Annotated in this window: 18 protein-coding genes; 12 read left to right on the forward strand and 6 right to left on the reverse strand. The window is 71.1% G+C overall.

Translation table 11 applies throughout. The features are described 5' to 3' along the window. Position 1 precedes the first annotated feature (1 nt). Positions 2 to 1,099: a hypothetical protein gene (locus tag ACIBCK_RS21260; RefSeq protein WP_399392369.1), complete on the reverse strand. Its 1,098-nt coding sequence runs from the start codon at positions 1,097 to 1,099 to the stop codon at positions 2 to 4. A 160-nt stretch (positions 1,100 to 1,259) separates the two neighbouring features. Between ACIBCK_RS21260 and ACIBCK_RS21265 the strand changes: the two genes are divergently transcribed. The 4 genes from ACIBCK_RS21265 to ACIBCK_RS21280 all read left to right on the forward strand — a co-directional run bounded on the left by ACIBCK_RS21265 (position 1,260) and on the right by ACIBCK_RS21280 (position 5,168). Then, the gene (locus tag ACIBCK_RS21265; RefSeq protein WP_399392371.1) at positions 1,260 to 1,538 is read left to right on the forward strand and encodes a hypothetical protein; all 279 of its coding nucleotides are present in this window, start codon (positions 1,260 to 1,262) and stop codon (positions 1,536 to 1,538) included. 84 nt (positions 1,539 to 1,622) lie between these two features. Continuing rightward, a complete protein-coding gene (locus ACIBCK_RS21270; protein ID WP_399392373.1) occupies positions 1,623 to 3,344 on the forward strand; it encodes an immunity 49 family protein in 1,722 nt (573 codons plus the stop codon). A 61-nt stretch (positions 3,345 to 3,405) separates the two neighbouring features. Continuing rightward, on the forward strand, positions 3,406 to 4,380 hold the full coding sequence (locus ACIBCK_RS21275; protein WP_399392375.1) for an ATP-binding cassette domain-containing protein: 975 nt from the start codon (positions 3,406 to 3,408) through the stop codon (positions 4,378 to 4,380). Next, positions 4,377 to 5,168 carry an ABC transporter permease gene (locus tag ACIBCK_RS21280; protein WP_399392377.1) on the forward strand — a complete coding sequence of 264 codons (792 nt, stop codon included), beginning with the start codon at positions 4,377 to 4,379 and terminating at the stop codon, positions 5,166 to 5,168. Before ACIBCK_RS21275 ends, ACIBCK_RS21280 begins: the two co-directional genes overlap by 4 nt. A 56-nt stretch (positions 5,169 to 5,224) precedes the next feature. Here the strand turns inward: ACIBCK_RS21280 and ACIBCK_RS21285 are convergent, their stop codons facing one another. Further along, the gene (locus ACIBCK_RS21285; RefSeq protein WP_399392379.1) at positions 5,225 to 8,404 is read right to left on the reverse strand and encodes an ATP-binding protein; all 3,180 of its coding nucleotides are present in this window, start codon (positions 8,402 to 8,404) and stop codon (positions 5,225 to 5,227) included. 234 nt (positions 8,405 to 8,638) lie between these two features. Here ACIBCK_RS21285 and ACIBCK_RS21290 point away from each other — a divergent pair, with 234 nt between their 5' ends. Further along, positions 8,639 to 9,301: an MFS transporter gene (locus ACIBCK_RS21290; protein ID WP_399392381.1), complete on the forward strand. Its 663-nt coding sequence runs from the start codon at positions 8,639 to 8,641 to the stop codon at positions 9,299 to 9,301. 598 nt (positions 9,302 to 9,899) lie between these two features. Here ACIBCK_RS21290 and ACIBCK_RS21295 read toward each other — a convergent pair. Continuing rightward, positions 9,900 to 11,096 (reverse strand): erythromycin esterase family protein, encoded by a 1,197-nt coding sequence (locus ACIBCK_RS21295; protein ID WP_399392383.1) that lies wholly within the window; start codon positions 11,094 to 11,096, stop codon positions 9,900 to 9,902. A gap of 58 nt (positions 11,097 to 11,154) precedes the next feature. Here ACIBCK_RS21295 and ACIBCK_RS21300 point away from each other — a divergent pair, with 58 nt between their 5' ends. Genes ACIBCK_RS21300 through ACIBCK_RS21315 form a run of 4 tightly spaced genes read left to right on the forward strand, consistent with a single transcriptional unit; the run spans position 11,155 to position 14,541 of the window. Then, positions 11,155 to 11,937 (forward strand): TioE family transcriptional regulator, encoded by a 783-nt coding sequence (locus tag ACIBCK_RS21300; RefSeq protein WP_399392385.1) that lies wholly within the window; start codon positions 11,155 to 11,157, stop codon positions 11,935 to 11,937. A gap of 33 nt (positions 11,938 to 11,970) precedes the next feature. Next, positions 11,971 to 12,939, forward strand: coding sequence for a polyphosphate kinase 2 (gene ppk2 / locus ACIBCK_RS21305; protein WP_399392386.1), 969 nt, complete (start codon positions 11,971 to 11,973; stop codon positions 12,937 to 12,939). Continuing rightward, positions 12,936 to 13,736: a PIG-L family deacetylase gene (locus tag ACIBCK_RS21310; RefSeq protein ID WP_399392388.1), complete on the forward strand. Its 801-nt coding sequence runs from the start codon at positions 12,936 to 12,938 to the stop codon at positions 13,734 to 13,736. Before ppk2 ends, ACIBCK_RS21310 begins: the two co-directional genes overlap by 4 nt. A gap of 19 nt (positions 13,737 to 13,755) precedes the next feature. Beyond that, entirely contained in the window at positions 13,756 to 14,541 is a 786-nt protein-coding gene (locus ACIBCK_RS21315; protein WP_399392390.1) for an alpha/beta fold hydrolase, read from the forward strand. Positions 14,542 to 14,566: 25 nt separating this feature from the next. On the opposite strand, the gene ACIBCK_RS21320 is transcribed toward ACIBCK_RS21315, so the two are convergent. After that, positions 14,567 to 15,421, reverse strand: a complete 855-nt coding sequence (locus tag ACIBCK_RS21320; protein WP_399392392.1) for an alpha/beta fold hydrolase — start codon at positions 15,419 to 15,421, stop codon at positions 14,567 to 14,569. 141 nt (positions 15,422 to 15,562) lie between these two features. Here ACIBCK_RS21320 and ACIBCK_RS21325 point away from each other — a divergent pair, with 141 nt between their 5' ends. After that, on the forward strand, positions 15,563 to 16,180 hold the full coding sequence (locus ACIBCK_RS21325; protein WP_399392394.1) for a hypothetical protein: 618 nt from the start codon (positions 15,563 to 15,565) through the stop codon (positions 16,178 to 16,180). A gap of 47 nt (positions 16,181 to 16,227) precedes the next feature. Next, positions 16,228 to 16,572: a VOC family protein gene (locus ACIBCK_RS21330; RefSeq protein WP_399392396.1), complete on the forward strand. Its 345-nt coding sequence runs from the start codon at positions 16,228 to 16,230 to the stop codon at positions 16,570 to 16,572. Here the strand turns inward: ACIBCK_RS21330 and ACIBCK_RS21335 are convergent. After that, on the reverse strand, positions 16,518 to 18,095 hold the full coding sequence (locus tag ACIBCK_RS21335) for a hypothetical protein (protein WP_399392398.1): 1,578 nt from the start codon (positions 18,093 to 18,095) through the stop codon (positions 16,518 to 16,520). The two genes, ACIBCK_RS21330 and ACIBCK_RS21335, sit on opposite strands and share 55 nt — an antisense overlap. Beyond that, positions 18,088 to 19,281: an FAD-dependent monooxygenase gene (locus ACIBCK_RS21340; RefSeq protein WP_399392400.1), complete on the reverse strand. Its 1,194-nt coding sequence runs from the start codon at positions 19,279 to 19,281 to the stop codon at positions 18,088 to 18,090. Before ACIBCK_RS21340 ends, ACIBCK_RS21335 begins: the two co-directional genes overlap by 8 nt. A gap of 320 nt (positions 19,282 to 19,601) precedes the next feature. Between ACIBCK_RS21340 and ACIBCK_RS21345 the strand changes: the two genes are divergently transcribed. Next, complete coding sequence (locus ACIBCK_RS21345) at positions 19,602 to 19,949, forward strand: STAS domain-containing protein (RefSeq protein WP_399392402.1); 348 nt, start codon at positions 19,602 to 19,604, stop codon at positions 19,947 to 19,949.

Genomic DNA, 19,949 nt, shown 5'->3' on the forward strand with positions numbered 1-19,949 from the left:
GTCAGCCTCCCAGCCGCTCGCTCATCAGGTTCGGTTTCGCGCCGTAGATCTCGACGGTCCCGAAGGCCAGCAGCGAGGACCCGGCCCTGGCCAGCGCCCGCGGTTTGACGTCGATCGCGTTCGTGCGTTCAGGGCCGTACGAGAAGGTGGTGCGCTTGCCGTCCACTCGCGCGTACTTCGACTGGAACGCCCGGTCGCTGCGCACCGGCAGCCACAGCGCGCCGTCCGGTCCGCGCACCATGGCCTCGGTGTAGGTGTCGCCCAGCGGTGGGTAACTGGTGCGCCACGTACGCCCGTTGAAGGTCATCAGGTAGGTGCGGGCCGCGCCGTCGGTGTACTGGCTGCCGCCGATGGTGACCCGGCCCGAGGGTTCGAGCAGGATCGTGTGCACGTTGCTGTTCGGCGGCAGCGGCACGTTCGCGTCCCGCCACGCCGTGCCGTCCCGGCGCAGGATGGTGGTCCCGGCGGTCGTGTCCGCCCAGGCCCAGGCGTCGGTGGTCGTCCGCGCGGTGACCCCCATCAGGTACAGCACACCGTCCGGGGTGGACTGGGTGGTCCAGGCGGAGCCGTCGTAGTGCAACACCTTCAGTCCGGTGTCGTCCTCACCGACCACCCACGCGGCGCCCGGTACCGCGGCGAAGTCCTGGTAGACCGACAGGGTTTGAGGCAGCGGGACGGTGCTCCACCCTCCGGCCGACCGGCGCAGGATCTCTCCCGCACCGTCGCGGTTGTGGAAGATCCACACTTCCTCGCCGACGAACTGCACCTTGCCGAGCCATCCCGGCTCACCGGCGCCGGGGAAGGCCGTGTCCCGGCTCCACGCCGTGCCGTCCCACCGGTACAGCACCGGCCGCAGCCCATCGGCCGTGTGCTCGTATCCGGTCGCCCACGCGTCGCTCCGCCCGCGGGCGGCGAGATCGGACACGGTCACCGGTGGGGACGCCGCCGGAACCGGCAGCGCCGACCAGCTCGGCGACACGGCCGATGGCACGTCCACCGCCGCACTCGACGGCACGCTCGGCGTCACGGCCGCCGCCGGGGACACCACCGCGGCACACACGAGCACAAGACAGACAACGACTGCACGGAGACCGTTCACCAGACCCCCCAGTACGCGAAGGTCGCACAGGCTATGGGCGTTCACCCACCCGTGAACAGACGGCATCCGGCCGAACACCGCGAGCGCAGTGCCTGGTCCCGGCCCCCCCGGCGACCTGGGGCGGAGCCCGATTGTCAGTGGTGGCTGGGAGTGTGGGGGCATGGACAGGGACGAGGAGTTGCTGCGCGGCCGGATCTACGGCCAGGACCATGACGACCCCCAGCAGGGCCCGCAGCCGGGGCGGGTCTACGCGGAGCTGGTCGGCGGGCCGCTGGACGGCCTGCTGCTCGACATCACGGGCTGGACCAGGAGTGAGATGGACACCGGCGTCGCCCTGCCCACGGAACTCGGGAAGTTCGGTGCCGGGGGGCGCGCGATGTACGACCCGCGGCCCAGCGATCGAAGGCGCCGCTGGGACTGGTCCGGTGACACTCCCTGACGGCTTCGCGGCCACACAGCGGGAGTTCGGATGGTCCGTGACGCCCGGCGTCAGAAGCACACGCACACAGATCGTAGAGTCGCCATGGTGAACGAAGACAACACTCTCGGCATGCCGGAAGCCCCCGACCGTGACCTGCCGATGCTGACCACCACCCAGGCCGCCCGCCTGCGGACACTCGCCGCCCCGTACGCGCAGGACGGGCATCACTACCCCCTGCACAACTTGGCGCAGACATGCCGTCAGGCGCCGGAGGAGCGCTGGCCGGAGCTGGTCGAGGCCCACTTCGCGGTCCTGGCGGAGGGGAGCCAGGGCGGCGAGAGCCCGGCGGAGCTGCTGCGCGGCGTGCACGCGCGGCTGCTGCCCACGGATTCGCTCACACCGGAGATCGCCGGCGCCATGAGGTACGCGCGCGTGGTGTCCGATGGGCTCGTCTTCGCGTACGCCCTCGACATGCCCACCAGCGTGCGGATGCTCACCGACTCCGACGTGGAGCGCGCCGGGATCGAGGAGTTGGGGCAGGCGGCCTACACGAACCTGATGCGCGTGCCCGTCGAGCACGACGAGGTGTCCATCGAGGGAAGGGCGTTGCTGCACTCCCTGTACGGCGATTCCCCGTTCGTCGCGAGCAAGGCCTTGTTCCTGTCCGAAACGGCCCGACAGGCCACCGGCGAGTCACTCCCGGACGCCGGGGCCCTCTTCGTCGTGCCCACCCGGCATCTGCTGGCGTACCACCCGATCGCCGACGGCTCCGTGGTCGACGCCGTCAACGGCCTTGCCGCGTACGCCCTTGGGGCCCACGAGGACGGGCCGGGTGAGCTGTCCCCCCGGGTCTACTGGTGGCACAAGGGCCGCCTGACTTCGCTCACGGTCATCGACCACGAGACCCGTTCCTTCTCCCTGCAGCCGCCGCCGGAACTGCTCGCCCGCATGAAGGGCCTGGTCCGGCTCGATCGCGCCGGCCGCCTCAACACCGCGGCCGCTGCCAAGACACCCGATGTGGCCGGCCTCACCCACTCCACGGCAGACGCCATAGCCGCTCTCGCCGAGAACCCGGCCGGACAGAACCCTGCCGGACCGGGCGACGCCTTCGCCTCGGCCCTCACGCTCGCCCACGCCCACTGCGCATTGGACCCCGAAGCCTCGCACGTCGACACCTGGGATGCCTGGGTCGTCGCCGTCCAGCTCGGTTCGGCGCTGTTCACCGGTGCGCAGGCCCAGGAGTGCCGCCTGGGCGACGACATCGTGCGGCAGCTGCCCGCGACCCAGGCCGCGCCGCCCGCGGACGCCCGCGCCTGGCTCGATGCCTTTTACGTAGCGGTCGCGTGCCGGCAGAAGGGCAGGGCCGACCGGCTGTGCGAGGTACCGATCGAGGTGCTGCGGCAGGATGACGCCGTCGACGCGTACGTACTGCACTGGATCGACACGCTGCAGACGTACTGGTCCGAGCGGCCCATGGACGACGTCGTGGCCAAGCTGCTCGACACCATGAAGACGTCTCACCCGGAGTCCCTGACCCATACGCCGAAGGACTTCTCGGACCTGATCGACTATCAGCCCGTCGCCCTCTTCCACCGCCTGATCGCCCGCGATCACGACGCCTTCGCCAAGGCCCTGGCCGAAGCCGTCGCACACCACGGCACCTACTGGGGCGACTCGGCGGCGCCGCGCGCCCGGGTGGGGCTCGGCACGCTGGCGATGGCGAGCCTGGCGTACGACTACGGCTTCCCGGTCGCCCTGCCGCAGCCGTACCTGCCCACGTATCTGCTCAACCGCGAACGGATCGAGGAGATACCGGCGGGCTGAGGCTCTGGGCTGAAACCCTTTTGAAGCCACACTGAATGCGTCATGCCGCAGCCTCTGCGGCATGACGACAACGACGACACCGTCCTCGCTCGCCATCGCCGCCACGGGGATGCGCAAGGCCTACGGTGACAAGACGGTCCTGGACGGCATCGATCTCACGGTGCCGGCCGGCACGGTGTTCGCGCTGCTCGGCCCGAACGGCGCGGGCAAGACCACCGCCGTGAAGATCCTCTCCACCCTCATCACCGCCGACGCCGGAGCCTTGAACGTCGGCGGCCACGACATCGCCACCTCACCGGACGGGGTGCGTGCCGCGGTGGGTGTCACCGGTCAGTTCTCCGCCGTGGACGGCCTGATCACCGGGGAGGAGAACATGCTCCTCATGGCCGACCTGCACCACCTCCCCAAACGGGAAGGCCGCCGGGTCACCGCCGAACTCCTTCAGCGGTTCGATCTCACCGAGGCCGCGAAGAAGCCCGCCGCCACCTTCTCGGGCGGTATGAAGCGGCGTCTGGACATCGCCATGACGCTGGTCGGCAGCCCGCGGATCATCTTCCTCGACGAGCCCACCACCGGCCTGGACCCCCGCTCCCGGCACAACATGTGGGCCATCATCCGGGAGCTGGTCTCCGGTGGGGTGACCGTCTTTCTCACCACCCAGTACCTGGAAGAGGCCGACGAACTCGCCCACCGCATCGCGGTGTTGAGCAGCGGCAGGATCGCAGCCGAAGGCACCGCCGAAGAACTCAAGCGGCTCATCCCAGGCGGCCACGTACGCCTGCGCTTCACCGACCCGGAGGCGTACCGGTCGGCCGCGGCCCTCTTGCGCGAGGCCGCTCGCAACGAGCGGACGCTGTCCCTGCAGATCCCCAGCGACGGGACCCAGCGCGAACTGCGCTCCCTCCTCGACTGGCTCGACTCGGCCGGCGTCGAGGCCGACGAACTGACCGTGCACACTCCCGACCTCGACGACGTCTTCTTCGCCCTCACCGGCAGCACCCACCTGCCCAACCAGCCCATGGAGTCCCTTCGATGAGCTCTCTCTCCCTCGCTGTCCGTGACTCGTCCACGATGCTGCGCCGCAACCTCCTGCACGCGCGGCGCTACCCTTCCCTCACCCTGAACATCCTGTTGACGCCGATCGTCCTGCTGCTGCTCTTCGTCTACGTCTTCGGTGACGTGATGAGCGCGGGCATCGGCGGTGGCGGCGCCGACCGGTCGGACTACATCGCCTATCTCGTGCCGGGCATCCTGCTGATGACTCTCGGCGCCACCCCGGCCGGCACCGCGGTGTCCGTCTCCATGGACATGACCGAGGGCATCATCGCCCGCTTCCGTACGATGGCGATCCACCGCGGCTCCGTCCTCATCGGGCACGTCGTCGGCAGCGTGCTGCAGGCCATCCTCAGCGTGCTGCTCGTGGGCGCGGTCGCCGTGGCCATCGGGTTCAGGTCCACCGACGCCACGGTCCTGGAGTGGCTCGCGGCGTTCGGGCTGCTCTCGCTCGTCGCGCTCGCCTTCACCTGGGTCGCTGTCGGGATGGGGATGGCGAGCCCGAATGCCGAGGCGGCCAGCAACAACGCGCTGCCGCTGATGATCCTGCCGCTCATCTCCAGCGCCTTCGTGCCGGTCGACGCGATGCCGGGGTGGTTCCGGCCGTTCGCCGAGTACCAGCCGTTCACACCCGCCATCGAGACCCTGCGCGGGCTGCTGCTCGGCAGCGAGATCGGCAACAACGGGTGGGTCACGATCCTCTGGTGCCTCGGCCTCGCGGCCCTCGGATACCGCTGGTCGACGTCCCTGTTCAACCGCGACCCGAAGTAGCGCACCGGCCCGAAGCGGCGCGCGACCCGCCCGCCCCGAAGTAGACGGCTGCCGCGTCAAACAAGCGCGCGGACCGCCTCCCACAGCTCGTCCCGTTCCAGGGCGGCGTACCGAGACACCGCGTCCGCGTATGCCGCCCGGTCGGCGTGCTCGGCCGCCTGCCGCGCGCGGCCCGCCGACATCGTCGGCTGGAACTCGCGCGGCGCACGCAGCCGTTCGGCCAGCGCGATCATGCGTACGGCGGAGGCGTCGCCGGACGCGAGCCCGACCATGCCGAGCGCGTGCAGCACCGTCCCGAGCACGGGCAGATCCGTGGGGGAGCGGGGCGGGCCACCGAGCAGTGTCCGCAGCCGCGCCCGCAACAGGTCGACCTGGACCGCGACCAGATCGAGACGGCCGGCGTGCGCGTGCGCCGTCACCGCCGCCGACTGGATCTGCAGCGCCCACGGGTCGAGCCCCGGGTCGCCGCCGTACAACGAGCCCGCCTCGGCCGTCCGCTCCACCGCGCCGCGCCACAGGCCGAGCCCGGCCTCCGTCAGCCCACGGGTGAGGGCGATCTCCGCTCGTCCGCCGAGGTCGGGGCTGTAGAAGGCGTTCTCGTCAGGGGCGGTGCCTCCCTCGGTCTGCCGGAGCCAGTACTCGGCCTCGTCGGGGTCGCCCCGCTGCAGACAGGCGAGGACGAGAGCTGAGCGAATGCCGATGTGGTCGAGCTCGTCACCGATTCGCGGGAGCGCCTTCAGCGCAGCCCTGAGGTTCTCGTGGGCGGTCTCCCCGAGCCCCATCCGCAGGGCCAGTTCACTCACCCGCGAGTGGCCCATGAGCTGGAGGGACGGCTGGTCGAGCGGAGTCAGCGCGGTGAGCATCCGTCGAGCCGAGGCGAGCGCGCCGTCGATGTCGTGCTCGTACTCCCATACGTACGTGGCCACGCACTCGGCGATGCCGGCGACCAGCGGCTGGTCGCTGTCGCAGAGTGCCCGGAGCACCGCGTAGTCGGGAGGGCGCATCTCGGGGAGTGCGCTCAGGACTGCCGCCGTCGCCCGCGGCAGCGTGTCCGGCGGAGCCGTGGGCAGCCGGCGGAGGGTGACGAGCTGGCGCACGCCCTGCGGGCCATAGTTCATGAAGAGGCCTGCGGCGCACAACACAGCGGCGGTGCGCGTGACTTCGACGTACGCGGGCCCGGGGTGGTAGTGCGAGAGCGGCGGGCCCGAGTCGGCCGCCAGGGCGGCGAGACGGGGGTAGTTGGAGTCGGTGGACCACAGGGCGGCGAGCACGGCGGTGAGGGCGGCGATCGTGGGGCCGTCCGCACGGGCAAGGGCGTGACGCAGGGCCCGTACGAGATTGTCCTGCTCGGCCCTGATCCGCTCCCGGGCGGCGACGGGAGCGCCCCGATCCGGGCGAATCCGGGAGCCTGGGGAAGGCTCCGGGCCGAAGAGCGCGTCGTGCTGAGCGAGCCCGAAGTCCCTTGCCCAGGCGAGGAATCGGCCCACGGCCTCGTCCTCCTCGCCGGCCTCCGCACGGCGGGCCGCGCTGAACTCCCGTACGGCCTCCAGCATCCGGAAGCGCACGCCGCCCGGGGTGTCGACGACGGTGAGCAGCGACTGCCCCGCCAACTGCTCGACGAGCAGCAGCGCATCGTCCCCGAGCACATGCTCCGCCGCGTCCCCGCAGAAGCCCCCGGGGAAGACCGCCAGCGTGCGCAGTGCGGCCCTGGCGTCCGGCGCGAGCAGATTCCAGCTCCACTCCACGACCGCGTGGAGCGTGCGGTGGCGCTCCGGCACGTCCCGCGCCCCACCGCGCAGCAGCGCGAACCGGTCACCGAGCCTGCGCGCGATCTCCGGCACCGACATCACCCGCACCCGCGCCGCCGCCAGCTCCACGGCGAGCGGCAGCCCGTCGAGGTGACGGCAGAGTTCGGCAACGGCGTGCGGTGGCAGCTCCACGCCGGCCCTGGCTGCCCTCGCCCGCTGCGTGAACAGCTCGACAGAGGTGGCAGGACCGAGCTCCGGCAGCGCGTACACGGCCTCCGACGTGAGGTCCAGCGGGGCCCGGCTCGTGGCGAGCACCCGCAGCTCCTTCGAGGACGCGACCAAGTCCTGTACGAGGTCGGCGGCGCCCCTGACGACCTGCTCGCAGTTGTCGAGCACCAGCAGCGCGGGTCCGGCGCCGAGCACGCCGAGGATGCCGGACACCGGGTCGGCCGCAGCGTGCCCGCTCACGACACCGTGCCTCCCCTCGCCCGCCCCGAGCGCCGCGGCCACCTCCATGGCCACGTCAGCGTCCGCGGTGACGGCGGCGAGCGGCACGAAATACACCACCCGCTGCTCGGCGCGGCGGCTGACGGCGTGCGCGAGCCGGGTCTTGCCGAGGCCGCCGGGACCGACGACCGTCACGGCCCGGGAGTCGCCCAACAGCCGCTCCACGGCCGCGATGTCCGCCTCCCGGCCAAGGAGCGGATTGGGCTCGTGCGGCACACCGTGCCGGACCACCGGCGGCTCGCCACGCAGCAACTCCCGCTGCACGGCCCTGAGTCCGGCGCCGGGATCCGTGCCGAGCGCGTCGCGCAGCTCACGGCGGTAGGCCTCGTAGCGCGCGAGGGCGGCGGAGGGGCCCGCCGTAGCGGCCTCGCCGCGCAGCAACTCGGCGAGCACCTCCTCGTCACGCGGATGCTCGGCGGCGGCCACGGCCAGCGGCCCTGCCGCCTCCGCATGCCGCCCGAGGCGGGCGAGCGCGAGCGCCTGCACACGTACGAGAGCGCCGCGGACGGGAGCACGCTCGGCGCGCAACGCGGCGACGGGGTCGGCGACGCCGGTCAGCCGGCCAGGAGGACCGCCGGCCTCCCCGCCCGGGACGCCCTCCCACAGGGCGAGACCCGCCTCGGCGGCGGCCAGCGCTGCCGCGTGGTCCCCGGCCCTTGCCCGCTCCGCGCCGGCGGCGGCATGCAGCAGCACGGCGGAGCTGTCGACCTGCTCCTCGGCGAGGTCGAGCCGGTATCCCGTCGGTGTGCTCACGATGACGTCGGCACCCAGCTGCGCCCGCGCCCTGGACACGAGCACCTGCAGCGCCTTCCCCGGCCGCTGCGGCAACGCGTCCGGCCACAGCCCCGCCACCAACCGCTCGGTGCCGCAGCCCGTGCGCACATCGCCCGCGAGCAGCGCGAGGAGGCCGCGGAGCCGGGGCGCGGTGACCTCCCGCCCGCGAAGGGCGACACGCGGCAACAGGATCAGTTCAGTGGCCACCCGTGCAGATTAACCAAGGCGGCGGGTCAACGAGCTGGGACGGCTCCCTCATTGTGAGTGATGTGCGCCCAGCGCGCGTGCCGGTCGGGTGTTGACTCCGCGGGCCGCCGAGCCGCCCTCCACGACGTCCTCATGAAGCCGCACACCGACACAACTGCCGCCGAGCGTCGTCCTGTTGCCGGTCGCCGATGGGTCGCGACCTGTGCGCTGTGCCTGGGTCTTTTCATCCTCGGCATGGACCTCACGATCCTCAACGTCGCCATCCCCGACCTGCTCGCGGACCTGCGGCCCTCCATGGCCCAGATCCAGTGGAACGTCGACGGGTACGCCCTCGTCCTGGGCGGCACCGTCCTGGCCCGCGGAGCGCTCACCGACCGCATGGGACGCCGGCGCACCTTCCTCGCCGGTCTGGTGCTGTGCGCGGGAACGTCGGTCTTCGGGGCCATCGCGCAGACGCCCCTGCAGACGAGCGCTGCCCGTGGCGGCATGGGCGCTGCCGGAGCGCTGATGATGCCGGCCACCCTGTCGATCATCCACTGGATGTATCCGGAGCCGATGTTGCGGCGCCGCGCCATCGCGGTATGGACGGCCGTCGCCGCGGCCGGTGGACTCACGGGACCCGTCATCGGGGGATGGCTCGTCGAGCACTTCTCCTGGCGAGCCGGATTCTGGGTCAACGTGCCGCTCGCGGCAGCGGCGTTCCTCCTCACCTGCCTACTCGTCCCCGAATCACGGGCGAAACGCACCGAGCCCCTCGACGGCGTCGGCACCGCGATGTCCGCGGCCGGGCTCCTCGTCCTGGTCTGGGCGATCATCGAGAGCCCTGTCCACGGCAGGACGAGCGGCCCCGTACTGCTCGCCTACGCGCCAGCATGGCCGCCGTGGCCCTCGCGCTGATGTCCTCGCCCTGTTCGGCGCGCTCTTCGTCATCACCCTGCATCTGCAAGGGGTACTGGGATATACGCCCTGGCAGGCCGGGGTCAGGACACTTCCGCTGCCCTTGGCGCTCGCCGTGGGAGCCATCGCCGCCCTGCCGTTGGGCGGCCGGTGGGGGCAGCGGCTGCCGATCGTCGCCGGGCTGCTCCTCATCACGGCTGCCTTCGCGATCCTGGCCGCGACCACCGCGGCCGACGGATACGCGCACCTGATGCTCTTCCAGGCCGTGGCAGGCCTGGGAGCGGGGGCGACGGCCGCGGCCGGCACCGAATCCGTCATGAGCGCCGTCCCCGGCGACCGCGCGGGCCTCGGCTCAGCGGTCAACGACGCCACCCGGCAGGTTGGTTCATCCCTCGGAGTCGCCGTACAGGGCTCTCTCCTCAGCTCGGTCCACCACGGCCGCATGGCCGAAAGCCCGCCAGGAGCGGGTGACAACATCCTCGCCGTACGTGGCACCGCCTCCCACCTGCCGAAGCCCCAGGCCCTCGAACTCATCGCCACCGCAAAGGAATCCTTCCTCTCCGGCCTCACGCCGACCGGCAGCAGTGGACCCCGACGCTCAGTCACCCTTGACGAACACGAGCCCGTCGACCCCGCTCAGGCGAGCAGGGTCGAGCGGTGCGTAGCCGAACCAGGGGGATTCGCGGGGCGCGGGCGGTGTGTCGCCGAAGGCGGAGGCCAGCTGCGCGGCATCGATGACGCAGCGGTCCTCCGGGAGCGCGTACAGGAGCCCTTCGAGGGTGTCCGGTGGCGGGGCGTCCACGCCTTGGCGGCGGATGGTGCCGAGGGCCGTGGCCAGGAAGGCGTACTCGTCGCCGATGCGGGCGCTGACGAGCGCACCGGCGCTCCACCACTCCAGGAGCGGCTGGTCCCACATGCGTATCGTGCTCTTGTCCCGTTGCAGATGGCTGTTGTGGGCGTGCACGAAGGTGGGGCCGCGCTCGGCGAGGGCGAGGAGGTTGTGGGCCATCATCTGGTCCCGCAGGCCCAGGAGGCGGGTCATCCGGCCCGGCGAGGTGTCGGCCATCCAGTGGTGGTAGCGCAGCAGGCCCGTCGCGGTGCGGCCGTAGAGGCGCGCTCGGTCCAAGGCGTCGCGCGAGGTCGCCGTGAGCAGGTGCGGGATCTGTGTGTCGAGCAGGGCCACGAGGTCGTCGGCGAGCAGTCTTAGGTGCGCCGCCTCGGCCGACTGTCCCACGGACCGGGACGGGTCCATCATGGCGGCGGGATCGGTCCATGGGTCGTCGGCGCCGAGCAGGCGGTCGAGTGCCTCCGCGGTGACGGGGAGGAGGTCCGCGTCCAGGTGGGCCGCGAGGTAGCTGTGGAGTGCGGTGAGGGCCTGGCGGGGGCTCGCGGCGTGGGTGATCTCCAGGGGTCCGTCGAAACCGGCGAAGCGGACCTGTTCGTGTGCGGGCCTGCCGTCGTTGAACGCCCTTGCCCAGCGCACGAGTTCGCGGTTGGCCGCGAAGGTGTCCCAGCCGTGGCTGAAGCCGTGCTGCACGGCCTCGTCGAGCGTGCCGGTGCCCGACGTGACGTAGTCGTCCACTACCAGGCCCATCATGCAGTCGCTCTCGATCGCGATCGTCCGGTAGCCCTCCTGCTCCATGAGCTGCTGGAAGAGCTCGTTGCGCAGGTCGAGCAGTGTGTCCTCGCCGTGGGTGGGCTCGCCCACGGCGAGCAGTCGAGGCCGGGTCCCGAGAAGGTTCATGACGGCGGTCGCGTCGACCGCGTGCACGGTGTCCTTGATGTCAGTAGCCATGCCTTGAACGCTATCGTTGAACCATCGGTTGAAACTTTGCTGCGGCATGGGCGGGCTCATGGGACGAAACCTTCAAAGCGGTGAGCGGCTCAGGCCCGTGGATCTGGCGCGTGGGCACGGTCTGTCCACCCAGGCGGTCAGGAACTACGAGGAGGCAGGGATCCTCCCGGCCGCCGATCGCTCGCCGCACGGCTATCGCGCCTACACCTCGCTGCACGCGCGGGCCCTGCGCGCCTTTCTCGCCCTGGTGCCCGGCCACGGCCACCGGACCGCGACGGCCATCATGCGGGCCGTGAACCGGGGTGAGGTCGAGGAAGCGTTCCGCCTCATCGACGAGAGCCACGTCCAGCTCCTCGAGGACCGGCGGACCCTCCAGGCCGTGGAGAAGGCGCTTCGAGACCTGGGGGCCGCGACGCCGGTGTCCGGTGCCGGGACAGGGGCCTGGGCCGGTCCCGAGGCATTGTTCGTCGGATCGCTGGCCGGGCAGCTCGGGATCCGGCCCGCGACCCTGCGCAAATGGGAGACGGCCGGGCTGGTGAGCCCGCTGCGGGACCCGCGGACGGGCTACCGCGTCTACGACGAGGCCGACGTACGGGATGCCCGGCTGGTGCATCAACTCAGGCGGGGCGGCTATCTGCTGGAGCAGATCGCCCCGCTGATCGCCCAGGTGCGGGCGGCCGGTGGTCTTGAGCCCCTGGAGGCCGCGCTGAGCGACTGGCGCGGCCGGCTGGTCACCCGCGGGCGGGCGATGCTGACCGGCGCCGCCGAGCTGGCGCCGTACCTGAGGGAGAGCGGGCTCTCAGGAAGATCAGGGCGAGCCCACTCGAAATCTGCGGAGTAGCGTTCGAAGTGGGTAGGAGGGTGACACGCGGCGATGAGAGGAGACGGTGTGGCGTCGGACGACAAGGACCCGGAGCGTTTGCTGGACGGGTTGTCGGTGGATGAGGCCCGACCGGAGCGCCCGGTGCTGCTCGACGGGGACGGAGAGCCGCTACGGACCTGGCGGGAGAACTACCCCTACGCGGAGAAGATGAGGCGCAGGGAGTACGAGCGCCAGAAGCGGATCCTGCAGATCGAGCTGCTGAAGCTGCAGAGATCGGTGCGCGAGCAGGGCCAGCGCATCGTGATCGTGTGCGAGGGACGCGACGCGGCGGGCAAGGGCGGCACGATCAAACGCTTCACCGAGCGCCTCAACCCCCGCGGGGCCCGCATCGTGGCGCTGGACAAACCCACTGAACGGGAAGCCGGGCAGTGGTACTTCCAGCGTTACGTGGCGCAACTGCCGTCCGCCGGTGAGATCGTCTTCTTCGACCGGTCCTGGTACAACCGAGCCGGCGTCGAGCCCGTCATGGGCTTCTGCACTCCACACCAGCACGAGGAGTTCCTCCAGCAGGCGCCGCTGTTCGAGAAGATGATCACCGATGACGGCCTCGTGCTGGTCAAGTTCTGGTTCTCCGTCTCCAGGGCCGAGCAGCGCACACGCTTCGCCATCCGCCAGGTCGATCCCGTACGTCAGTGGAAGCTCTCGCCCACGGATCTGGCCTCGCTGGATCTCTGGGACGCATACACCCGCGCCAAGGTGGACATGTTCCGCGCCACGGACACCGCCCATGCTCCGTGGTCGGTGATCAAGTTCAACGACAAGCGCCGCGGGCGCCTCGAAGCGATCCGTCACCTGCTGCTGTCCATCGACTACGCGTCGATGGACAAGGACGCGGTGGGGGAGGCGGACCCGCTCATCATCGGCCCGGCCGACACGCTCCTGGAAGCGGATGAGGACCCGACGGACCTGTCACCCAGCCGAATCGCCCAGAACGAGGAAGGGCCCGGAAAGCACCCGTGACGGCCTGCTCTTCGAGTCCCGCGCCCACACACGTCCCGAGCCTGCTCGGGGTTTTCGCCCACCCGGACGACGAGTCCCTGTCGGCGGGCGGCGTGCTCGCCCGGCACGCAACTGCGGGCGCCCGCACCGCGGTTGTCACGGCGACATGGGCCGCGGACACCACACGCGCCACTGAGCTGACCCGGGCACTTCAGCTCCTCGGCGCGGGTCTACCGCGCATGCTCGGGTACGCGGACGCCCGCGTACTGCAGTCGGCTCCCGGCGCTGCGCGGTTCTGCGATGCGCCGATCGACGGGCCCGTACGGCAACTGGTGGCGCACGTAAGGGAGTTCCGCCCCGAGATCGTGATCACCCACGACGCCTACGGCGGGCTGACCGGCCACCCGGACCACGTGCACACGCACCGGGTGACCATGCTCGCGCTCCAGGCGGCGGGGCTCGAGCGCCTCTACCCGGAGGCCGGAGACCCCTGGCAGCCGGGCGCCCTGTACCTGGCCACACACCCGCACTCGGCGGTACGGGTCTGGGGTGGCCAGCTGGCCGCGACGGGCAAGGCCATGCACAGCGTTCCGGACGAGTGGGTCACCGCGACCGTCGATGTAGGGCCCTGGCTGGAGCAGAAGGTCGCCGCGGTGCTGGCCCGCCGCACCGGGGTGGAGCGGGGGGCCGTCCCCGGGCTGATCGCGGGCCTTTCGGCAGCGGAACGGGCCCAGCTGCTCTCCACCGAGTGGTACATCCGCCACGACCCCGGCCACGCCAGGCCGGCAGTGGCAGCACACACGGAACTGTCGGTCTGAGTGAAGGGGGAGCCCGCGTATGACGGCGTTACATGTGACGGTGTGGGACGAGACCGACGGCGAGGCAGCACCCGCGGTCTTCGCGCACAACATTTTCACGTGGGGCAGCGACGAGGCGTACGGGTTCGCCGCCCAGCGGCCGCTGGCCGACCGCCATCGCCTGCTCTTGGTGGACCGCCGCGGCTACGGCCGAAGCCCCGACACCGACCGGAGTGACTTCGACACGGACGCCGACGACCTGGTGCACCTCCTTGAACAGCAGGGCGCGGGCGCGCACTTGGTCGGCCACGGCAACGGCGGCCTGGCAGCCATGCTCGCCGCCGGACGCCGCCCCGACCTCGTACGTTCCCTGACGCTGATCCAGCCATCCGCGTTCTCGGCGGCGGCCGGGCACCCGGTCGTCAAGGCCATGCTGGACCGGGTGCAGGACAGTGCGGGCGTGCCGGATTCGGTGACGCCGGAGCAGTACCTGCGCGCCTCCACCGAAGGCCTGGGCATGACCATGCCCGCTCCCACCCCGCAGCGCCTTCGCGCCGTGGCCACCTCGATGCGCGAACGCCCGGTGTGGGAAGCGACCGTGCCCCTGGAGCCATTGCGGGCCGCGCCTTGGCCGACGCTGGTGATCTGCGGGACCTGGCAGGACGCGCCGGAGACGTACCGCATGTACGCGGGTGAGCCGCTGATCGCCTGCGCCGAAGCGGTGGCGGACGCCGTCGGTGGCCGGCTGCTGCGTGTGGAGGGCTACTACCCGCACACCCAGCAACCGGCCACGGTCAACGCTGCCTTGAGCAACCTGTGGGGTTGACCCGCGACGACAAGAGAGCCGGCCGTCAGCGCTCCGCGAGGCCCGCGAGCAGCTGGGCGGCGGGCTTCGGGTGGACGAGCCAGCGCAGGTGGCTGCCCTCGAGGGTCCCGACGTCGAAGGTGTTGTCGGGGGTGAGCGCGTCGGCCTCGCGGATCATGCGGTCCTGCACGGCGAGCGGGACGCTCGCATCGTCCGTCAGGCGCACATAGGTCCTGGGAATGCGACCCCACGTGGCGGCCTGCGTCCGGTCGGCGGACGTGCCGACATCGAGATTCTCGTCGGGCTGGAAAGTGTTCAGGAACGTAAGGAACTCATCATCGGTGAGGTCGGCGGCGAAGGCCTGCTTCATCGCGGCGATCGTCTCCGGGGCGGCGGTCCGGAAGTTGACCCGGAGCAGACCGAGTTCGGCGGGGTTCCCGACGAGCGCCGCAGCGAAGGCAGCCGGGTCGACGCTCGCCATCTCCGGCTCGGCGTAGTAGTCGTTGACATCCAGGTCGACGGGGCACCACGCGGAGACGTAAGCGATCCGGTCGACCAGCTCGGGGCGGGCATTGCCCACCGCGGTGATGGTGGCACCGCCTCTGCTGTGGCCGACAAGGATCGTCGGCCCGTTCTGTTTCGCTCTCTCGAGGACCTCGATCACACGGGCGGCATTGTCGGCGAGAGTGACTCCCTTGATGGATCCGGGGGCTCCGGCGAGCGCGTCGAGATCCTGCGGCGCCTGGTATGCCGCGGCGTAGGTCGCCTCGAACCCGTGCCCCGGAAGGTCGACCGCGACCGAACGGTGGCCGAGGAGACCGAGCTCTGCCTGCAGCGGCGCGAACGAGAACGAGTTGGCGAAGGCACCGTGAACAAATACGAAGGTCGGCTGATTTTGCATGCTCGTAGCCTCCAACGAAAGGATCTTCGGAGCAAGCACGATTCGGATACTCCCGCTTACTCCCGCTTCAACCTCCGGCCCCCGGCGTCACCTTGCTGAGCAGCGGTCGGGAACGTATTCGTCTCCGCTTAGCCTTTGCCCATGAGTGACGACACCTGGGACGCCCTGAACACGACTCCGATCGCGGAGATACGGCGACGCGCCGCGATCATCGACACCCTTACCGAGGTCGAACCGGTGACGGTGGTGGGCGCCGAGAGGTTCGCCTGGAACGACAGTGGTGGGCAATCGGCCGTGTGGTACTTCACGCCGGACGGCCGAGCGATGTTGCTGACCTTCGACCACGAGTCGGAGCTGAACCTCTACGCCGAAAGCACCTACGCCGTGCAGGAATCGCTGTACGCCGGAGTCCCCGCGGACCTCGTCCAGCTGGTACGCAACCGCCCCGAGAACTACGAGTCCTTGAACCTGACCGATCCGGAGACCGACGAGACGATCCACTACGCCGGCGGCGTGTTCTGGTTCGACGGCACGCGGTGGCAGGCCGCCGAAGGGTTCCTGGACCACTGTGACCGGGAGGGCCTGGACGCCATGACCGAGTCCGGATTCGGCTACTGCCTCGACGACTACCTTTTCGGCCAGGAGTTCACCGCGGAGAGCTTTGTCGCCTACCGGCAGGACGACGGCTGGTACGACACCCCCGCGGAGAAGGACGAGGCGCTGGCCGCTGCCCGGTCCGTCTTCACCAGGCACGGATGACGTGGCGGAGCGGCCCGCTGGGAGGCCGCCCTGCATAGCATGACCTCATGACCGTAGATCTGTTCGCGGGTATCCCCGTCCGCGACTACACCACGGCGGTGGCCTGGTACCAGCGACTGTTCGGCGGGCCGCCGGCCTTCCTGCCCAACGAGACCGAGGCGGTGTGGGAGCTCGGCGAACACCGGTACATGTTCATCGAGGTGCGGCCCGATCACGCCGGGCACGCCCTGCACACCGTCTTCGTCGAAGACCTGGACGCCCGCCTCTCCGGGATCGCCGACCGAGGTCTGAGACCGGACACACGCGAGACCTACGCCAACGGCGTCCGCAAGGCCACCTACCGTGATCCGGACGGCAACGAAATCGGATTCGGCGGCGGCCCGGCGGCCTGACCGGCCCTCTCGGCGCAGAGGTAGGGGCGCGCGAGGAACAGGGCGGTGGCGCTCAGGATGATGCCGAAGTAGACCGGGGCGAGGTGGATGAGGTCGGTGTAGTGGATCGTGCCGTGCACCACCACGGCCGGCAGGAATCCGGCGGCCGCCGCCGTGGCCAGAGTCCAGAAGACCCAGGCCTCACCCCGTCGCCAGCCCCACGCGCTGAGCAGCACGATCGCCACCGCGGCGGACATGAGGGCGCCCCCGAAACCCGCACGGTCGTGGGCGAGAAACGGCACGAGCCGCGGATTGACGGCTTCCAGGGTGCGTGTGTCGGAGCCCAGGAAGGTCAGGTCCGTCGGGACGAAGACATCGGTCAGACCGACGACCGAGATCACCGCCCCGCCGACGAAGAGCCCCGCGCCCGTGAGGATCATCAGCAGCTGGCCCACCAGGGCGCGTCGGCGCTCTGGTTCCGGGCCTTCCGGCGCCAGGCGCCACCGTGCTGTGTGCGGCGCGCGGCGTACCGCCGCGACGAACATCGGGAACAGCACGAGGGCGGTCGCCGTGTGCAGCGGTTCCACGAAGCCGGTGGCCAGGAAGTAGAACAAGGTGGGGAAGCCGATCGCCCCCGAGAGCAGATACACCTCACGCGCCCAGGGCCAGCCGCGTCGGATGCCGCCCACGGCGAGGCCCGTGTAGAGCGCGCCGATGGCCACCATCGTGCCGGCCATGGTGATCCGGTCGTGCTGGAGGAAGTGCACGAGGTGGTGGTTGGCCGCGTGCAGTTCGTGCAGCGTCATGCCGAGGTAGTCGCGGTCGTACCAGAGCAGCACCGGTCCGAGCGTGATCGCCGCGGCGCCGAGTCCCGCGCCCGTCATGCCGAGCCCGACGAGCAGCGCCCACCACCAGGCGGGCCAGCGCCGTGGATTGCGACCGATGTCGCGCAGCGCCGGAGCGGGCACGGTGGGCGTCGCGGCCTCGGTGACCCGCGCGAACCAGCCGGGTCCCGCGGCCACGAGCACCGCGGGGCGGGCGAGGACGACGGTGCCGGGCTCGTCGAGCGCGGTCGCGGCGGCGGACACCGACGCATCGCACACACGGACGACGTGTGGGTCGTCGGCGCTGGTGAATCCGTCGACATACGGCTTGAGGGCGGCCTCGACCTCCGGGTCGCGGGTGCGGGCGACCACCGGGATCGAGCGTCCTGCCGCGGCCTCGCGTACGGTCCGCGCGTCAGCCGCCGAGACCGGTGACACCTCGACCACTCCGGCCCCGAGCGGGGACATGGCGCGGACGGTGTCGCGGGCGAGCGAGGGCGGGACGGATATGCCGAGGCGGACGGTGACGGGCACACCCGCGATCTCACCGCCGAGCCGCTCCGGCGGATGGCGGTGGCCGAACCCCCGGGCGATCAACCGCGCGCCGGCGGGGCGGGAGCCGACCGAGGCCAGCAGCCGCAGGGCGGTGCGCTGCGAACGGCGCAGGCCGAGTACGGCAGCGGCGGCGCCACGCAGCGGCTGATAAGTCCAGTCAGGCATCAGTGGCCCCCGTCCCCGCCGCGGGCACCTGGTCACCGGGCGCCGTCCAGCTGAGAACCGCCGTCATGGAACGCAGCGCCGCCCGCTCCGGCATCAGCCGGGCGGCGGCGTCACGCAGCAGCACGGCGGGCGGCCAGGACAGTTGGCCCACTGCGCCGAGCCGGGCGGAGCGGCGCGAGATCGCCCGGGTCCTCGGGCGGCGCAGCAGGTCGTACGAGCGGAGCGCGGCCGGCACGTCCGGGGTGCCGTCGAGACAGTGGGCCAGGGTGACCGCGTCCTCCAGGGCCTGGCACGCGCCCTGACCGAGGTTCGGGGTCATGGCATGGGCCGCGTCACCCAGGAGCACGACCCGGCCGCGGACGAAGGAGGGCAGCGGCGGCAGGTCGTACAGGTCGTGCCGGAGTACCGCGTCCGGGGGGACGGAGGCCAGCAGGGTGGGGATGGGCTCGGGCCAGTCCCCGAACCGGCGCAGCAGTTCGCCGTGTTGCGAGGATCCGGAAGCCACCTCGGTCCCCGCCGGAAGCGAAGCGGTCGCGAAGCAGTACATCCGTCCGCCCGGCAACGCGGTGTAGCCGAACCTCTCGCCGCGACCCCAGGTCGCCGCGCCCTCGGAGGGCGGCGCGGCCAGCGGCTCGGTGACCATGCGCCAGGCCGAGTACCCGGCGTACCGAGGGCCTGCCGCATCGGGCCAGAGCGCACCGCGGACAGCGCTGCGCAGCCCGTCGGCGCCGATCACGAGGTCGGGTCGGGACTCACCGCCGGGGTGTTCCACGACCGGGCCGTGGTCGTCGTCGCGGACCGCGGACACCTCGCTGGCCGGCCGCAGACTGTCGGCGGGCAACGCCTCGGTGAGCGCGCGCAGCAAGTCCGCGCGGTGCAGGACCACCAGGGGATGGCCGAAGCGGCGGGCCAGCTCCGCGTTGTCCGTGCGGGACAGCCAGCGGCCACGACGGTCGCGTACGCCGCCGGTGGCCTCGACGGCGCCGAGTGCCCGGACGGTGCGGTCCAGGCCGAGCACTTCGAGCGCCCGGAGCGCGTTCGGCCACAGGGAGATGCCGGCGCCGATCTCGGTGAACTCGGGGGCGCGTTCGAGTACTTCGACACGCCATCCCCGGCGGTGCAGGGCGATGGCCGCCGCGAGGCCGCCGATACCGCCGCCGACGATGGTCGCGGCGCGCTGCGCCATGGTTCCTCGCTCTGCGTTCGGGCGCCACCCCCGGTCAAGTGGCCGTCGATCCGGTGCCCGAACGGCAAGCGACTTACACAAGTCCGCCTGAGCAGCGCCTTATGCCAACATGTCGACAGAGACCTGTCAACGCGACATCGCAGGCCGGCCACAACCAACGGGGTGCGGCCGCCCAGCCGCGAGGCCGCCCCCTTGACTCGGCAGGGCCTGATTACCTCCTGGGCGAGTATGCGTAAATCTATCTTGGCCAGATTAGACATTGAGGCACGGTGGCAGTCACAATGAGCGCGTGCCTGGACCCCGCACGTCTGGAGTTGCCCATGTCCGACAGCGTCAGCCGCCCCAAGTGCGTCGTGGAGCAGTACACGAGGAGGGGCAGTTGGGTCGTCGTCGTTCGGGGTGACCTGGACATGGATTCCGTGCCCTCACTGCGCGAGGTGATGGAAAGGGCTGCAGCCGCACTCCCGGTGCTCGTCCTGGACGCGAGCGGGGTGACCTTCGCGGACTCCTCCGCATTGAATCTCTTGCTGCTCATCCACCAGGCCAGCACGCTGCGCATCGCCGCCGCGCCGCCCCAGATGCTGCGCATGCTGCGGCTGACGGGCGCCGACCAGATCCTCAACCTCTACCCGTCCATGGAAGAGGCCTGCACGGTCGCGGCCGGATGA

Origin of the sequence: Streptomyces sp. NPDC051218 (assembly GCF_044455475.1) — a bacterium.
GTDB lineage: Bacteria > Actinomycetota > Actinomycetes > Streptomycetales > Streptomycetaceae > Streptomyces.

Excerpts from the sequence above, each read along its gene's own strand:
- ACIBCK_RS21265 (WP_399392371.1), top strand. The coding sequence starts at position 1,260 with ATGGACAGGGACGAGGAGTTGCTGCGCGGCCGGATCTACGGCCAGGAC.
- ACIBCK_RS21270 (WP_399392373.1), top strand. The coding sequence starts at position 1,623 with ATGGTGAACGAAGACAACACTCTCGGCATGCCGGAAGCCCCCGACCGT.
- ACIBCK_RS21275 (WP_399392375.1), top strand. The coding sequence starts at position 3,406 with ATGACGACAACGACGACACCGTCCTCGCTCGCCATCGCCGCCACGGGG.
- ACIBCK_RS21280 (WP_399392377.1), top strand. The coding sequence starts at position 4,377 with ATGAGCTCTCTCTCCCTCGCTGTCCGTGACTCGTCCACGATGCTGCGC.
- ACIBCK_RS21290 (WP_399392381.1), top strand. The coding sequence starts at position 8,639 with ATGGACCTCACGATCCTCAACGTCGCCATCCCCGACCTGCTCGCGGAC.
- ACIBCK_RS21295 (WP_399392383.1), bottom strand. The coding sequence starts at position 11,096 with ATGGCTACTGACATCAAGGACACCGTGCACGCGGTCGACGCGACCGCC.
- ACIBCK_RS21300 (WP_399392385.1), top strand. The coding sequence starts at position 11,155 with ATGGGACGAAACCTTCAAAGCGGTGAGCGGCTCAGGCCCGTGGATCTG.
- ppk2 (WP_399392386.1), top strand. The coding sequence starts at position 11,971 with ATGAGAGGAGACGGTGTGGCGTCGGACGACAAGGACCCGGAGCGTTTG.
- ACIBCK_RS21315 (WP_399392390.1), top strand. The coding sequence starts at position 13,756 with ATGACGGCGTTACATGTGACGGTGTGGGACGAGACCGACGGCGAGGCA.
- ACIBCK_RS21320 (WP_399392392.1), bottom strand. The coding sequence starts at position 15,421 with ATGCAAAATCAGCCGACCTTCGTATTTGTTCACGGTGCCTTCGCCAAC.
- ACIBCK_RS21325 (WP_399392394.1), top strand. The coding sequence starts at position 15,563 with ATGAGTGACGACACCTGGGACGCCCTGAACACGACTCCGATCGCGGAG.
- ACIBCK_RS21330 (WP_399392396.1), top strand. The coding sequence starts at position 16,228 with ATGACCGTAGATCTGTTCGCGGGTATCCCCGTCCGCGACTACACCACG.
- ACIBCK_RS21335 (WP_399392398.1), bottom strand. The coding sequence starts at position 18,095 with ATGCCTGACTGGACTTATCAGCCGCTGCGTGGCGCCGCCGCTGCCGTA.
- ACIBCK_RS21340 (WP_399392400.1), bottom strand. The coding sequence starts at position 19,281 with ATGGCGCAGCGCGCCGCGACCATCGTCGGCGGCGGTATCGGCGGCCTC.
- ACIBCK_RS21345 (WP_399392402.1), top strand. The coding sequence starts at position 19,602 with ATGTCCGACAGCGTCAGCCGCCCCAAGTGCGTCGTGGAGCAGTACACG.